Below are 12,795 nucleotides of genomic sequence, written 5' to 3'. Positions count from 1 at the left end.
ACGGTGTCACTGCCCGGATTGCGGCGGCCTTCCCCGGCCACGTGTCATGGCGCGGCCGGGAAGGTGATCCGCAGGTCGGTCAGAACAGGAAGTACCGCTGGGCCATGGGCAGTTCGGTCGCGTAGGTGCGGCCCACGGCGTGCCCGTCGATCTTCGTTCGCACGTCGGAGGTGACGGCGCCGCCGATGTTGACGTCGAAGGTGTCGGGATCGATTGCGATCTCCGGCAGGCCGCTGTTGAGCTTCATGTCGGCCTTCGTCACCTCCCGGGTGCTGTTGATCTGCGCCAGGGGTTTGACGAGTCCCAGATCGCCCAGCTCGCCGCTCAAGGCCAGCTCCGGCACGAAGTTGAAGGAGTTGGCTTGCGTGGAACGGCCGCAGGAGCCCCACACCGGGCGCGGCAGGAACGGTTGCGGTGTCGGGATCGACGCGTTGGCGTCACCGACCTGCGCGTACGCGATCTGACCACCCTTGATGACCATGTGCGGCTTCACCCCGAAGAACTTGGGCTCCCACAGCACCAGGTCGGCGAGTTTGCCCTGCTCGACGGACCCGACCTTGCCGGCGATGCCGTGCGTGATGGCCGGGTTGATGGTGTACTTCGCGATGTACCGCCGGACACGGAAGTTGTCCGCCTCCTGGGTGTCCTCGTCGAGGTGGCCGTAGCGGGCCTTCATCACGTGCGCGGTCTGCCACGTCCGCATGATCATTTCGCCGATACGGCCCATGGCCTGGGCGTCGGAGGACATCATCGAAATGGCGCCCATGTCGTGCAGGAGGTCCTCGGCAGCCATCGTGGAGGGGCGGATCCGGGAGTCGGCGAACGCCATGTCCGCCTCGATCTCCGGGTTGAGATGGTGGCAGACGATCATCATGTCGACGTGTTCCTTGACGGTGTTGACCGTCAAGGGTCGGGTCGGGTTGGTCGAGGCGGGCAGCACATTCGGCTGGCCGACCAGGCTGATCATGTCGGGTGCGTGGCCGCCACCGGCGCCCTCGACGTGGAAGACATGGAGGCTGCGGTACTTCTTCTCGCGCCGCCGCGCCGACTTCGGGTCCATGGTCGCCGCGAGGGTGTTCTGTACAAAGCCGGCCTCGTTCAGCGAGTCGGCATGCAGGGCGACCTGGACACCAGTGCTGTCGCACACCGCCAGGGCCGCGTCGATCACGGCGGGTGTCGCGCCCCAGTCCTCGTGAATCTTGAAGCCCAGGACGCCAGCCCTGACCTGGTTCATCAGTGCGTCCTTATTGACCGTGCTGCCCTTTCCGAGAAGCCCGATGTTGACCGGGTACTGGTCGAGCGCCTCGAACATCCGGTGGATGTGCCACTTTCCCGGCGTCACCGTGGTGGCCGTACTGCCCTCGGCAGGCCCCGTGCCGCCGCCGATCAGCGTGGTCACGCCGGCTGCCAGCGCCTCGTGGATCTGGCCCGGGCACAGAAAGTGCACGTGTGTGTCGACGCCGCCCGCGGTGAGGATCCGACCGTTGCCGGAAATGACCTCCGTCTCGGGTCCGACGACGAAATTCGACGCACGGCTGTCGTCGAACCTCTGCTTGTCCATGGTCTCGGGGTTGTACGCCTTGCCGATCGCAGCGATCACGCCGTCGCGCAGCCCGACGTCGGCCTTCACGATGCCCCAGTGGTCGACGATGAGCGCGCCGGTGATCACGGTGTCGACCGGCTTGTGCTGGCTGTCGTCGCGTGCGTAGTGCGACTGCCCCATCGACTCGCGGATCACCTTGCCGCCGCCGAAGATCATTTCGTCGCCGCTACGGCCGGGGCCGCCGGCCCAGTCCGCCTCGATCCTGATGACGAGGCCGGTGTCGGCGAGCCGCACCCGGTCGTCCGTCGTCGGACCATACAGGTCGGCGTACTTCTCACGCGTCAGTGCCTCAGCCATCGAGTTCTCCGCTCCCGGCCTTGATCTGCAGCCCCTTCACCTTCCGCTGCCCCTTGATCGGCACGAGTTCCACGCACCGCTCGTCACCGGGCTCGAATCGTTCCGACGTGCCGGAGGGAATGTTCAGCCGCATCCCGCGGGCCTGCTCACGGTCGAAGACCAGCCCCGGCTTGGCCTCGTCACCGGACCCGTGCCCCGCGTTCGCCTCGGCGAAGTGGAAATGAGAGCCGACCTGGATCGGCCGGTCCGACAAATTGCGCACCGACAGCCGAGTGACCCGCTCACCGTCGTTGAAGCTCACCAGGTGCGGCTGCTCGACCACCGGCAGGGCAACCACCGGCGCATCACCGTGCTCCGGGCACTTCTCCTCAGGGTGCGGCTCAGGCTCGGGTACGAACTCGAACTTGCCAGGGTGCACGGCCACTTCCTCGTCCGGCTCGTCGAAGGGATCGTGGATCGTCACCAACTTCGTGCCGTCCGGGAACGTCGCCTCGGCCTGGACATTGTTGATCATCTCAGGTACGCCGTTCATGACCTCGCTGCGCTTGAGGACATGCCGGCCCGATTCCATGACGGAGTCGACCGTGGCTCCGGCTCGAGCCTCCTCGTACACGTGCGCCGTCAACAGCGCCATGGCCTCGGGATAGTTGAGCAACAGCCCTCGATTACGGCGCCGTTGGGCGACGTCTGCCGCCACATGGATCAGCAGCCGTTCCTGCTCGTGCGGAGTCAGATGCATACTGTCCCCTTTCCTGCTCGTCGCATTGACACGGTGCGGCGAGGCTCACGAGAACAGCAGGATGGTGGGCCACAGTCCGCAAGTGATCACCGATCGCAACGAGGAATGGACACGGGAGGAGCGGTCTATACCCACAATGAGGTGATATCGAAGCGCGCCGCGCAGAGATCGAGCGCGGGTCTACGCCCTTGCTGGACGCCCCCTTGCGCCCCGGCGAGAGGGCATCCACTACTGAGGTTTTCAGGGGGAGGTCGGTGGGTTGATAGCCAGGCCCGTGGCGGTGAGGCAGCCGTCGATCAGGTGGGGCCGGATCTGGATTCTGCGTAACTCGCGGCGAAGTGTGCGGTCGAGGTCGTCGGGTGTGTCGAAGGCGGTGTTGGCCGTGGCTCTGCGCACGAGTGACCAGACGGCCTCGACGGGGTTCAGGTCGGGTGCATAGGGCGGGAGGCGGATGGTGGTGAGCCAGTCGTGCTCGGCCTCGTACCGTTTCAGCCCAGCAGCCAGGTGCCGGTATTGCGTCTAGGTCGAGTCCCAGACCGATAGGTCCGGGGCTTGCGGCATGTTGAAGCACGCCTACAGGTCGAACTCGAGGTGCTCGATGTCCGTGAAGTGGACCTCCTCCAGGGAGCCGGCGCGGCGGCCGCCGTCCTGGAAGTAGGTCTCTTTGAGGGCTTCGGCGGCGATCTCCCTGAGGCGGTCGTCGCTGGCGCCCTGTTCCTGGGCTTCGAAGAGGCGGGCGGCGTGGCGTGGCGGCAGGGCGACGGTCAGGTGCCGGATGCGGTCCTCATCCGTCGACCCGATCGGTGCGACGTAGCCGAGCCGGGCCCGGGTGTCGATGACGATGCCGCCGGTGCTCGCCGCCTTCTCCTTGGCCTTCGCCCGGATCTGTGGCTGCCACCGTTTCTTGACCTCGGTCTCCAGGCGTGCGGCGAGGTCGGGGCGGGGCTTTTTGATCTGGTCCTTGACGTACCGCTCGACGGTGCGCTGGGAGATCCGCAGCATCTGGGCGACCGCCTTGGTGCCCTTGTACTGCTTGACCAGGTACCGCATCTGCGCGCCCGCGCTCTTTGGCGTCGGGCGTGTGAACGCCTTCTGCACCGCCTTGTCGAGACCGTCCCCGAACGTGCTCATCGCCTACCTACTCCCCGTTGTCCTGGTCGGTGACGGTGCCGTCCTTGATGTACCGGGCGAGGTTGAGCTCCGGGGCGTTGAACTGCTCCCTGGCGCCCTCGCCCCACAGCACGCTCTGCGTGCCCTCGTGCTTCACCAGGCCCGGGTTGACCCCGAGCTTGAAGCCGCCCGGCAGCGGCTTGCCCTCCCGGTACGGCAGGAAGTCCAGCGGCGATTCGCCGTCGGCCGCGTAGACGACGCAGTCGGAGAGGATCGCGACCGGGTACTGCCCGGTGAATGCCGCGTGCTTGACGATCTTGCGGTGCAGGTTGATCCGGGTGCGGGAGATGACGGCCGCGCGGATGTCCGGCCGCCAGGTCGGGCGGGACAGTGCCCGCCACGGCTCGCCGGGCCGCCAGCCCTCGCCCCGGGGCCGCTCGCGCAGCTTGCCGATGCCGCCCTTCACCGTGGCCTTGACGGCGGTCACCACGATCGTCAGCTCCGGGTCACGGCCCTTGTAGCCGTCCATCGCCGCCAGGAAGTCCTCCGGCGACAGGGCCGCGTCGACGCCGAGGTCGGCCATCGTGGCCAGGTAGGCGTCCCTGAGCCGGTTGTACCAGGCGTCCAGGTAGCGGCCGTTCTCGTCCCGGACGTACGCCTCGGTCGGCGCGACGTCGTAGCCGAGCTCCACCGCGTAGGCGACGGTCGGCGTCGCGTACCAGGCCGGGCCCTCCGGGCGTTCGCCCTTCGGCGTGAACGGGCTGGGCAGCATCGATCCGTCAAGCCCCACCCACTCCTTGCCGACCTTCACGCGGGACAGGTCGACGTGGCTCAGGTCGACCAGCCACGAGCCGGGCAGCTTCGGGTCGAACACCGGGTTCTTGACGTGGGTGGGCGCGCCGAGGCCGACGATCAGACCGTTGGCTCCCGCGCCGAAGGCCATGTTGACGTCGATGCCCACGAGGTTGCGGCGCAGGCATTCGTCGTCGGTGAGCGGCCGCGCCCAGTCGTACGCCTCCTCGAACAGCTTCTCCGCAGGTCCCCGGACGTGGAAGCGCGGCAGATCCTTCAGGAGCGGGTGCCCGTCGGGGGCCTCGCACGGCGCGCAGTCGACCGGGTCCTTCCCCAGCGAGCCGGGGTTGTGCTCGGAGTGCCGCTTGCCGTCGGCGTCCGGCTCGGAGGCCCGGGTCGCCGGGTGCAGCGCCGTCATCAGCTCCAGGCCGGTCACGGCGGTGGAACCGCGGGGCGTCATCACCCGCGACGCGTACGTGCCGAGGAGCCGGGCGAGTTCCGCCGGGGGCAGCTGCCCGGCCTCACCCCAGTGCCGGGTGTCCAGCGCGTTCCAGGACGGGATGCACAGCTGGACACAGGCCCGCTCCGAGCCCTGTGCTGGGCGGTAGATCCGCGCCCACGGCCCGAACCCGCGCTTCGTCAACTGCCACTGGGCGCGGGTCAGCTGCTTGATGACCTTGTGACCCTCAGGAATCCGCCCGGCAAGCCGCTCCTGGTCGCCGAGGGCGACCGGGAGGCCGTAGCGCTCCAGCGCGGTCTCGGTGAGCACGAGCAGCGGGTCAGCCGGCTTGCCCGGCCCGGCCAGCTTCGGCGCCCCGAGCCTCGCCTCCTTGAGGGTCCAGTCCACCAGGGACGGCAGGCTCTTGGCGGGCACGTCCAGGACCAGCCCGCCGGTGCAGTACGCCAGCACCTGCCCGTCCTCGACATCGACGACCGCCAGCGGACCGTTCTCGAACCGCGGGTCAGTGCCGCCCGCCGGGGCCCTGGCCGGGGCCGCCTTCCTCGCGCCCGGACGGTGCGACGTCGACGACGGCCTGGTGCGCGCCGGACGTGACGCGGCCACCGGAGCAGCGGCGACGGGAGCAGGGGCAGGGGCAGGGGCAGGGGTCTGGGTGTTCTCGGTTGCAGTCATGGCCTCGGGGGCCGGGCCTGTGGACTGAGTCTCGGCTTCGGCCGGGGCGGGCGCGCCGGTGAACGTGGCCGGCACCACAGCGGCAGGGGCGGGGTAGAGCTCCGCGAGCTGCGCCAGCAGCCGTGCGTACGCCTCACGCTCGGGGCCCCGGGGCTCGGTCGGCTTCTTGGTCGACTCCCAGCCGGACACCGTGGCCCGGCGCACCTTCAGTGCGGCGGCGATTTCGTCCAGCGTCAGGCCGTGCGCGACCCGCAGCCGCTTGCGTTCCTCCGCCGACGGCAGTGGAGAGCGGGACGCGACCAGCGCGTCGACCGCATCGAACAACTCGGACATGGAACACCTCCCGATCAACACTCTACCCCATTAACCGTACGGATCGCGCGCTTTTACCGTACGGATCGCGTACGAGCGTGTTCGGTGGCGGCAATGTGCACACTTCCGTAATCTGGTGTGCATGACGGAGACGACGTACTCGATCGTGGAAGCCCGCGCCCGGCTGGGCGCCATCGCGCGCGAGGTCAGCGCCACCCGTGAACCGGCCGCCATCACCGACCACGGACAGACCATCGCCATACTGGTCAGCCCCGCCGACGCCCTCGAACTGCAGGAGCTGCGGGCCCTGGCCGCCTACCGCGCACGCCAGGCCCGCGGCGAGAGCGCCGGCGTCCCGCACGACGAGGCGTACCGCCGCGTGTTCGGCGGAGCTGAGGCGTGAGCTACGAGGTCATCTGGGAGCCCGAGGCCCTCGCCCAGGCGGAGCGGCTCGCCAAGGACGACCCCGACGGGGTCCGGCAGGTGTTCACCGCCGTCGACCGCCTCGCCGACAACCCCCGCCCCGACGGCGCGTTCGGCAGCACCGACCTGCTGCGCATCCACATCGGCGCCTACCGCGTGATGTACGAGATCAGCGACCAGCAGATCCGCGTCAGTGTCATCCACCTCGGACGCGTGCGCTGACCAGTCCCGGGACCCCTGGCCTGTCAGTGGCCATATCCGGGTCAGGCAGAGGGGCGCCGCCTGGTGCCGCCGCCGCTTCCGTTCAACGGGATCAACGTTTCCAGATGAGCACCCTTGACCCAGGAGCCCAGCAGGTCGCGGTGCAGGGCCACGATGTCCTGGCGCAGCGCCAGGCCCAGCGCGGCCGTCGTGAACGTACGGCAGGTGGTGACGAACAAGGCGACATCCGCGCCGTGTTCGAGACGGGCGGTGCCGACGAACTTCTGCATGTCCTGCGAGGACACGCTCCGGTGCGGCGCATACTTTTTGCACTGGACGACCAGTTTGCGGCCGTCGGCCAGGTAGCCGACGACGTCCGCGCCCAGGTCGCCGCTCTTGCCGCTGACGACGACCTTCGTGCAGCCGTCCGTCGACACAGCTCGGCGACGTACGTCTCGAACTCCTGCCACGACAACGCGTCGACCTCGGCCATCGACAACTCCCGCGCCCTGGCTTCCTCCTGAGCTCGCCACGCGCGGTCTTGGCCGACCGCGAGACGGTGCGATCGCAGCAGCGCCCATCCGGCCCCGCCCACCACGGCCGCGGCGAGCACGGCCACCAGGACGGGCCACACCACCGACCAGTGCCGGGCCACCCACACCGCGGCGGCCACCGCCGCCACCGCACCCCAGCCCTGCAGTTGCCTGCGCGTCCGCTTCTTCAAGCGTCGGCGCCGTCGACGTGCCGCCATCAGTCCCCCGCTCCACAGACCCTTGATCCGCAGTGGGCGCCGACGGGTGCCGTCCGGCCCTTGCGTGTGCGCGGGCTCATCGGCCGGCCTGGGTGACGCCGCTCGCCAACTGCCCCAGGATGTTCAGGATCCCGTGGCCCGCCGGGGTGGGTGCGAGCAGGACGCCCAGCGCCAGGACGATGACGACAGTCAGCTTCTCGTCGAAACGGCTACGGGCCTCCGTACGCCGCCGCAGCCGCCAGACGACGAAGACTGCGAGCAGCACCGTCACGTTGATGGTCAGCAACCCTCCCGACCTCCCCCATCGACAGGCCATCACCCCACGCAGACGGCAGGACACCGCCCCAGCCTTCTTATGTAGCGGCGCCTTAACGATGTTGGAGGCGGCTTGCCGGTGAATGGCACAAAGCCATCTGGGCCTGGCCGAATACCGCAGCGGCTGCGGCTACACCTCGATCCGCACGACGACGAAGAGGTCCCCCGCCTCCCCACCGTTCCTGCCGGGCCAGCCCAGACCTCTCAGGCGCAGTCGCTGCCCGGCTCGAACTCCTGGGGGAAACCGAATCCGGTGGGTTGTCTCTTCGAAGACCTCGCCGGTTCCCTGGCAGTCGCAGCCCTCCGCGCCGTGCGTACCAAGCCTGGAGGTGCAGGCCGGGCAGGGCTTCCGGTCGATGAGACGAAGCCCTTTGACCGCGCCGTGGGCTGCGATCCAGGGGCTCACGGCGGCTCTGACGTATCTGTCCAGCCCGCGGCTGGGCGAGTCCTCGTCGAAGTACCGCCGGTCGATTTCTCGGAGGGCGAGCATGACCTCGAAGGCGTCGGCCGGGCGGTCGCCGGGGTTCTTGGCCAGGAGCCGCGTGACGAGCTTCTCCAGTTCCGGCGGGATGGCAGACCGCAGTTGGAGCAGGGGAGGCCGGCTGTTCGTTGAAGTGCTGGTTGATCAGGTGCCAGGCAGTCCCGGTGAAGGGCGGTTGCCCGGTGATCATCTCGTAGAGCATGCATCCGAGCGAATACAGATCGGAGCGGTGGTCGTAGGTGCCGCTGAAGCACTCGGGTGCCATGTAGGCCGGGGTGCCGATCAGGACGCCGGTGGTGGTGATGTCGTGCCGTTCATCGCTGCTTTTGCTGATGCCGAAATCGACGACCGGCGCTCTGCCGCCGGAACGGACGATGATGTTGGACGGCTTGATGTCCCGGTGGGTCAGGCCCGCCTCGTGTGCGGTGCCCAGGGCGTCGGCGATACAGCCTGCCGTGCGCACGACCTCGGGCAGGGGCAGCCGCCCGCCTTCCAGCACCACGCTGAGAGGCTCTCCGCGGAGTAGCTCCATCACCAGGTAGGCATACAGTCATCCGTCGTGCCTCGCGGAGCCGAAGTCGTGCACGGTGACGATGTGCGGGTGGGACAGGCCGCCGGCGACCGCGGCCTCGCGGGCGAACCGGGCTACCTGCCGGTCATTGTCCGCGCTGCCGTCCTCGCTGGGGACCTTGACCGCCACCAACCGGTCGACCTTGGGATCGTGCGCGACCCAGACCTGCCCGAACCCGCCCGCGCCGATGGGCTCGATCAGCCGGTAGCGGCCGTCCAACACGGCTCCTGCCTGCACAACTCCCCCTTCGGCGCTCACTGTGACGCACGGTGTACCAGGCGTGTACCCGTCACGCTACGCCGGAGGAACCTGCCACAACAGGAGAACGAGGCGGGGGGCCAGCGTATCCGCGGCGCCCCGGACATGCGCCAAACCCGGCTCCCAGTAGTACCCCGGGCCACCCGGCCTCGCGTCTTCCGGCAGCCCACGGGTACGGCGCCCTTCCCGAATCCCGTCGCCGGGCTGGCTGATCATCCCGCTGACACGGCCTCAGCCCTCGTGGCAGGGTGCGGTGATCGGATCGGCAGACGGCAGGGGGCTCCCGTGGAAGCGCGGATGTGGAACGGACTGGTCGGCGTCGCGAAGGAGACGTACACCGCCTCGCTGGGCGAGGGGGTCGTGCCGCGCCCGCTGATGATGCCGCTGGTGCGCGGCGAGCTGGTCGGGCTGATCTGGGTCCGCCCGCTCAAGGTCGGCCAGGACGCGCTCGCCGGGATCGCCGAACTCGCGAACATCGCCGCGGCGGCCGGCGCGGACGAGGTCGTCCTCGCCTGGGAGACCCACGACGTCGCCACCGCCTGCGAACTGCCCATCGTCGGCCCGGCCCCGTGCCTCAACATGGTGCTCGCCACCCGCGACGGGCACGTCCTGCACCAGTTCCCCTACAGCGAGCAGCTCCTGTCCCGCAGCTCCGAGGGCTGGGCATCGGTCGCCCCGGACTGGAGGCCGGCCCCCGCGCCGCAGCCCGGCGGCGAGCTGGTGCCGCCGATCCAGGCCGCGGTGAACTTCTCCTTCACCCCGATCGAGCTGGACCACCCCGACCCGTTCGGCGTCACCGTCGTGCTGATGGAAGAGGACGGCTACCGCATCAGCCTGACCGAAGCGTTCGCCCGCTGAGCCCGTGGCACGCGACTTCGACGACGACGCGCCCCGCCGGATCGGGGACGCGAACGAACTGGTCCTCGCCCGCCAGCGAGACGCCGACGAACGGATCTACGTGGTGACCACCAACCTCGTCATCGACGCCCAGGAGAAACTCGCCCGGCGCCGGCGGCTGGACCGCATCTGGCGCGCCGGAGCGGCCGTCAGCTGGCTGTCCTTACTCACCGCCGTCATCGGCACGGGCACCGCCTGGCTCACCACGGGCGACCCGGCGCGGTTCGTCCTGGGCGACCTGATCTGCGGAAGCCTGCTCCTGATGTCCCTGCTGGCGCTGGTCGGCGTCCACTTCGCCGGGCGGAACCTGCCCACCCTCCAGCGCCTCGAGGCGCAGCTCGCCGCCGCGCAGGAGTCGCTGTGGCAGCAGAAGGTCGACCGACGCCCGGACCTGCACGACCAGCGCAGCCTCTACCGCGAGGAAGTCGCCACTGCGATCGAGAAGTACCAGAACGACAGCCGCAAGTACCGGCGGATCCACAACAGCCTGCAGACCCTCATCATGATCGGCTCAGCGTCCACGACGACGATCGCGGCCCTGGACACCGGCAAGGAGCTGACCTGGCAGAGCGTCACCCTGACCGGGATCAGCTTCGCCATCACGGTGGCCGCGATGTTCACCGGCTACTACAAGTTCCGCGAGCGCAGCTACTTCCTCCATCAGACCGCCGACGCCATCGAGCAGGAAGCCAACGCCGTCACCCTCGGCATCGGCCCCTACAGCGAGTTCGGCGAGGCCAGGGAGGCCGAGGCGCTGAAGCTGTTCACCCATCGCGTCGAAGAGCACCGCAACGAGCAGCGCCGCCGCCAGCAACAGCTGGACCAGCCCGCCGACCAGGCCACGCCCTCCAGCCAGCCGCCCGCCGCCTGAACGCGGGCGACTACCGGCGTCGGCGGACGGCGAGTCAGCCAGCGTTCGAGGACAGGTGCTGGCCGTCGAAGTACATGGCGTTGCTGTTGGCGCCGTCCAGGCTGCCCTTGGTATCGGACACCCCGGCATGGACTTCGCCGGTTGTCGGCCGGGACGTGTAGACCGAGCACTCCTGCACCACGTTGGGCACCAGGTGCAGGGTGCATTCCTGTACGGAACTGAGGGTGATGTCATCTCGGCTCCCGTCCTCCGGGTTCCGGCCGAGCCAGTAGTAGAAGGTTAGGGTCTGCGCGGTGGGGGACTTCGCCTTGATCTTGTAGGCGATGCTGTTGCCGGTGTCGTCGGCGATGCAGGGGAGCACCAGGTAGCCGTCGACGTTGTCGGCGGCATATGTGTCGCGACACCACCAGTCCAGGCCGAGGACGGGCTCGGACGGGGGCTTGGTCGTCGCCGACGACTTCGGGGGCGGGGTCGGCGTCGTGGAGGAACCGTGGGTGCCCGATGCTTCGGCGGTTGCCGTGGTCGAGGGCGAACTGGATGGCCGGCCAGACATGGAGGAGGGAGTCGGTGTTTTGGCCGCGATGGAGGCCTTGGAGGCGTCAACCGGAGGGGTTCCTGTCGCCTCGTCGAAGTGCTGAGACCACAACCAGCCTGCGGTGACCACGAGGATGAGGGCGGTGGCCGCGGCGGTGACCAGCGGGGCCACGCGACGGCCGCGGCGCTGAGCCGTGCGGTCCGCGATTCGGCGTGCGGCGCGGGAGCCGGGCTGGGTCGGGGCGTATGCGACGGCGGAATCGGAGGGGGAGGCGACTGCGGGGTCAGCGATCGGCCGGGCGGGGCTGTCGGGCTCCGTGGGGTGCGCGGTTGCTGCGTCCCCGGCCGCCGTGTCCTGGCCCGCGGCAGCCTGGCGCAGGCCGACCGTGTCCTCGGCCTCGCGCAGGGCGGTCATCGCGGCGACAGCAGGCGGCAGCCACGCCGACGTACCCAGCACGGTGACCAGGTCGTCGACCGGCTCGATCAGCTGGTGCAGTAGTTCACCCAGACCGGGCCTGAGGGCCGGATCCTTGGCGAGACACGGCTCGACGACGGCGCGTAGTTCGCGCGGCAGACCGTCCATCTCGGGCGGTTCGTGCAGCACGCGGTAGTGGAGGACGGAGGCGGAGGCAGCCTCGCCGAACGGGTACCGGCCAGTGGCGGTCCTGGCAAGGAGGACGCCCAGAGAGAAAACGTCCGAGGCCGAACCGACTGCCTGGCCCTTGACCTGCTCGGGCGAACTGAACCCGGGGGTACCCAGGTAGTTTCCGTGCTCTGTCAGGCGTGTGGCGTCCACGACGGCGGATATTCCAAAGTCGATGACGCGGGGGCCGTTCGACGTCAGGATGACGTTCGACGGCTTGAGGTCGCGGTGGACGACCCCCGCCTCGTGGATCGCGCTCAGGGCCTCCACCAGACCCGCGCCCAGGGCTCGTACCGAGTCGGTGGGCCAGGGGCCGTGACGGAGGGCCTTGTCCAGGGGGACGCCTTGGACATGGGCAGTGGCCAGCCACGGCGGGTCGGTCTCGGCGTCGGCGCCGACCACGGCGGCGGTGTAGGCGCTGTTCACCTGGCGGGCGGCCTGGGCCTCACGGGCGAAGCGGCGTCGAAACTCGTCGTCCTCCGCGATTTCCGGCCGAACCACCTTCACGGCGACCTTCATGCCTCCAGGGCTTCGGCCCAGGAAGACCTGGCCCATACCGCCCTGGCCGAGCCTGGCGACGATCCGGTACGGGCCTATCCGCTGCGGCAGCGGCGCGTTATGCCAGTCCATGGGTGAGTGATCCCCCGTCAATCTCCATGCGGTGCACGCGGGTTATGGGCGTGCCGGGGACGGGAGTCTGCCCAACTGGGGGTCCGGGTGTCCAATTCCGGATGTGAAACCGATGTGTCCGGCGTGGTCGGCGCCTTGGCGCAGGATCTGTTCGACGACGATGCTCGTGGGGGACTCATGGGATGTCGCACACAACAGCGGACGGTGCCCGGTGGGCCCGGCAGCACGGATGGAC

The 12,795-nt window shown here is 69.2% G+C and carries 12 protein-coding genes and 3 pseudogenes; 4 read left to right on the top strand and 11 right to left on the bottom strand.

Annotation, left to right across the window (positions count from 1 at the left end; all coding sequences use genetic code 11):
• Window positions 1–79: 79 nt before the first annotated feature.
• The 6 genes and pseudogenes from OHA03_RS46975 to OHA03_RS46950 all read right to left on the bottom strand — a co-directional run bounded on the left by OHA03_RS46975 (window position 80) and on the right by OHA03_RS46950 (window position 6,006).
• Window positions 80–1,900, bottom strand: coding sequence for an urease subunit alpha (locus tag OHA03_RS46975; protein ID WP_267010062.1), 1,821 nt, complete (start codon window positions 1,898–1,900; stop codon window positions 80–82).
• Window positions 1,893–2,201 (bottom strand): urease subunit beta, encoded by a 309-nt coding sequence (ureB, locus tag OHA03_RS46970; RefSeq protein ID WP_267010086.1) that lies wholly within the window; start codon window positions 2,199–2,201, stop codon window positions 1,893–1,895. The genes OHA03_RS46975 and ureB overlap by 8 nt, the downstream gene beginning before the upstream one ends.
• A gap of 144 nt (window positions 2,202–2,345) precedes the next feature.
• Window positions 2,346–2,639: pseudogene (locus OHA03_RS46965) on the bottom strand (urease subunit gamma); the annotation flags it as partial.
• 240 nt (window positions 2,640–2,879) lie between these two features.
• Complete coding sequence (locus OHA03_RS46960; RefSeq protein ID WP_267010085.1) at window positions 2,880–3,143, bottom strand: transposase; 264 nt, start codon at window positions 3,141–3,143, stop codon at window positions 2,880–2,882.
• Between the two features lie 69 nt (window positions 3,144–3,212).
• Window positions 3,213–3,770: an XRE family transcriptional regulator gene (locus OHA03_RS46955; RefSeq protein ID WP_267010061.1), complete on the bottom strand. Its 558-nt coding sequence runs from the start codon at window positions 3,768–3,770 to the stop codon at window positions 3,213–3,215.
• A 7-nt stretch (window positions 3,771–3,777) separates the two neighbouring features.
• The gene (locus OHA03_RS46950) at window positions 3,778–6,006 is read right to left on the bottom strand and encodes a DNA-binding transcriptional regulator (RefSeq protein WP_267010060.1); all 2,229 of its coding nucleotides are present in this window, start codon (window positions 6,004–6,006) and stop codon (window positions 3,778–3,780) included.
• Between the two features lie 121 nt (window positions 6,007–6,127).
• Here OHA03_RS46950 and OHA03_RS46945 point away from each other — a divergent pair, with 121 nt between their 5' ends.
• Together OHA03_RS46945 and OHA03_RS46940 are read left to right on the top strand one after the other, a co-directional pair.
• Window positions 6,128–6,388, top strand: coding sequence for a type II toxin-antitoxin system Phd/YefM family antitoxin (locus tag OHA03_RS46945; RefSeq protein WP_267010059.1), 261 nt, complete (start codon window positions 6,128–6,130; stop codon window positions 6,386–6,388).
• Entirely contained in the window at window positions 6,385–6,630 is a 246-nt protein-coding gene (locus OHA03_RS46940; RefSeq protein ID WP_267010058.1) for a type II toxin-antitoxin system RelE/ParE family toxin, read from the top strand. Before OHA03_RS46945 ends, OHA03_RS46940 begins: the two co-directional genes overlap by 4 nt.
• Window positions 6,631–6,671: 41 nt before the next feature.
• Here OHA03_RS46940 and OHA03_RS46935 read toward each other — a convergent pair.
• The 4 genes and pseudogenes from OHA03_RS46935 to OHA03_RS46920 form a co-directional block, all read right to left on the bottom strand.
• A pseudogene (locus OHA03_RS46935) lies at window positions 6,672–7,360 on the bottom strand (restriction endonuclease).
• Window positions 7,361–7,436: 76 nt separating this feature from the next.
• A complete protein-coding gene (locus OHA03_RS46930) occupies window positions 7,437–7,646 on the bottom strand; it encodes a hypothetical protein (RefSeq protein WP_267010057.1) in 210 nt (69 codons plus the stop codon).
• Between the two features lie 159 nt (window positions 7,647–7,805).
• Window positions 7,806–8,165 (bottom strand): DnaJ C-terminal domain-containing protein, encoded by a 360-nt coding sequence (locus OHA03_RS46925; RefSeq protein WP_267010056.1) that lies wholly within the window; start codon window positions 8,163–8,165, stop codon window positions 7,806–7,808.
• A 148-nt stretch (window positions 8,166–8,313) separates the two neighbouring features.
• Window positions 8,314–8,949: pseudogene (locus OHA03_RS46920) on the bottom strand (serine/threonine-protein kinase); the annotation flags it as partial.
• Window positions 8,950–9,282: 333 nt separating this feature from the next.
• On the opposite strand from OHA03_RS46920, the gene OHA03_RS46915 reads away from it, so the two are divergent.
• Together OHA03_RS46915 and OHA03_RS46910 are read left to right on the top strand one after the other, a co-directional pair.
• Complete coding sequence (locus OHA03_RS46915) at window positions 9,283–9,843, top strand: hypothetical protein (RefSeq protein ID WP_267010084.1); 561 nt, start codon at window positions 9,283–9,285, stop codon at window positions 9,841–9,843.
• Window positions 9,844–9,847: 4 nt separating this feature from the next.
• Window positions 9,848–10,753, top strand: coding sequence for a DUF4231 domain-containing protein (locus OHA03_RS46910; RefSeq protein ID WP_267010055.1), 906 nt, complete (start codon window positions 9,848–9,850; stop codon window positions 10,751–10,753).
• A gap of 34 nt (window positions 10,754–10,787) precedes the next feature.
• Here the strand turns inward: OHA03_RS46910 and OHA03_RS46905 are convergent, their stop codons facing one another.
• Window positions 10,788–12,560 carry a serine/threonine protein kinase gene (locus OHA03_RS46905; RefSeq protein ID WP_267010054.1) on the bottom strand — a complete coding sequence of 591 codons (1,773 nt, stop codon included), beginning with the start codon at window positions 12,558–12,560 and terminating at the stop codon, window positions 10,788–10,790.
• Between the last annotated feature and the right edge of the window lie 235 nt (window positions 12,561–12,795).

The sequence above is a fragment of the Streptomyces sp. NBC_00154 genome, from assembly GCF_026342835.1.
GTDB lineage: Bacteria > Actinomycetota > Actinomycetes > Streptomycetales > Streptomycetaceae > Streptomyces.
Note: the sequence above shows the minus strand (reverse complement) of the source record. Positions and strands in the feature narration are given on the sequence as shown.

Bases quoted from the DNA above. Each gene is read 5' to 3' on its own strand.
- OHA03_RS46975 (WP_267010062.1), bottom strand. From the start codon at position 1,900: ATGGCTGAGGCACTGACGCGTGAGAAGTACGCCGACCTGTATGGTCCG.
- OHA03_RS46955 (WP_267010061.1), bottom strand. From the start codon at position 3,770: ATGAGCACGTTCGGGGACGGTCTCGACAAGGCGGTGCAGAAGGCGTTC.
- OHA03_RS46950 (WP_267010060.1), bottom strand. From the start codon at position 6,006: ATGTCCGAGTTGTTCGATGCGGTCGACGCGCTGGTCGCGTCCCGCTCT.
- OHA03_RS46945 (WP_267010059.1), top strand. From the start codon at position 6,128: ATGACGGAGACGACGTACTCGATCGTGGAAGCCCGCGCCCGGCTGGGC.
- OHA03_RS46925 (WP_267010056.1), bottom strand. From the start codon at position 8,165: ATGCTCGCCCTCCGAGAAATCGACCGGCGGTACTTCGACGAGGACTCG.
- OHA03_RS46915 (WP_267010084.1), top strand. From the start codon at position 9,283: ATGTGGAACGGACTGGTCGGCGTCGCGAAGGAGACGTACACCGCCTCG.
- OHA03_RS46905 (WP_267010054.1), bottom strand. From the start codon at position 12,560: ATGGACTGGCATAACGCGCCGCTGCCGCAGCGGATAGGCCCGTACCGG.